General features: G+C 60.6%; 2 protein-coding genes. One reads left to right on the top strand and one right to left on the bottom strand.

From position 1 onward, the window contains the following. Positions 1 to 59 precede the first annotated feature (59 nt). A complete protein-coding gene (gene aat / locus ENZ74_RS32330) occupies positions 60 to 677 on the top strand; it encodes a leucyl/phenylalanyl-tRNA--protein transferase (protein ID WP_024503883.1) in 618 nt (205 codons plus the stop codon). Between the two features lie 9 nt (positions 678 to 686). Here aat and ENZ74_RS32325 read toward each other — a convergent pair whose 3' ends face one another. Beyond that, positions 687 to 1,073: a hypothetical protein gene (locus ENZ74_RS32325; protein WP_024503882.1), complete on the bottom strand. Its 387-nt coding sequence runs from the start codon at positions 1,071 to 1,073 to the stop codon at positions 687 to 689. Positions 1,074 to 1,190: the final 117 nt, after the last annotated feature.

Here is a 1,190-nt window from a genome sequence, read left to right as displayed (position 1 = left end):
ATTATGACATCCACTGGCTGGAAAAATACCTGGCCAAGGAAGAGTAGCGCGGAGACGCGATGACCCGCCCCTACGCGCCCGGCTATCGCATCCCCACCGACCTGCTGCTCAAGGCCTACGCCTCGGGCGTCTTCCCAATGGCAGAAAGTGCCGGCGACCCGGAGGTGTTCTGGGTGCGGCCGGAGACACGAGGCATCATCCCGCTTGACGGCTTTCACACGCCGAAAAGTCTCTGGAAAACGATCAAGAAACATCCCTTCGACATCCGTTTCGATTTCGATTTCGAGGCGACCATCGACGGCTGCGCCGAAAAGCGCGCGGAGCGGCGCTCGACCTGGATCAATGCGCCGATCCGCGAAGCCTATATCGAGTTGCATCGGATAGGCCATTGTCATTCGGTCGAAGCGTGGCGTGAGGACCGGCTGGTCGGCGGCCTCTATGGCGTGTCGCTCGGCCGGGTGTTTTTTGGCGAGAGCATGTTCGCCAGAGAGACGGACGCTTCCAAGACCTGCCTCTTCTACCTCGTCGAGCGCTTGAAGGCGCGGGGCTTTGCTCTGCTTGATACGCAGTTCACCACCGAGCACCTCAAGCGGTTCGGCGCGGTCGACGTGCCGCGCGGCAAGTATGAGAAGATGCTCGCCGATGCGTTGAAGGGCGAGGCAATATTCTATCCCTGAGGATTGAGCCTACTTCCCGGTAGCGGCTTCCAATGGCGTCTGCGAATGGAACATCATCTTCCAGCCGTTGGCGCGATGGACGTAGCCGGTGCTGACCAGCGCGGCATAAGCCTCGCCATTCTCCCGTGTCGCACGCGCCTCGTAAGTCAGCATGATGATGTCGCTGCCCGGCTCGATAATGCCCTTGAGATCCATCTGCAGGTTGCGCCAGCGGTTGGGCTTGGCCGCGGTCTTGGCCAGATCCGCATTGTCCATCGCCTGTGCCATCTGCGGAAATGCCACCAGGCATTCGGTGTCGGCGTTGGCCGCGTAGTAGGCGGAGTCGCCCGTCCAGAATCCCTTTTCGAGTTCCAGCAATTCGGCCTTGCTAGCCGTGATCCGTTTGCTGTCTGACATCGGAAGATCCTCCTTACGCATGAATGTGCGCTCGTCCGTGGCCCAACGCATTGTGGCCAGGACGGTTCCGGGGGATCAGTTGGTGTCGGTAGTATCGGGTTCCGAAGCGTCCGGCTC

The organism is Mesorhizobium sp. M7A.F.Ca.CA.002.15.2.1, from assembly GCF_003998715.1.
Taxonomy (GTDB): domain Bacteria; phylum Pseudomonadota; class Alphaproteobacteria; order Rhizobiales; family Rhizobiaceae; genus Mesorhizobium; species Mesorhizobium ciceri.
Note: the sequence above shows the minus strand (reverse complement) of the source record. Positions and strands in the feature narration are given on the sequence as shown.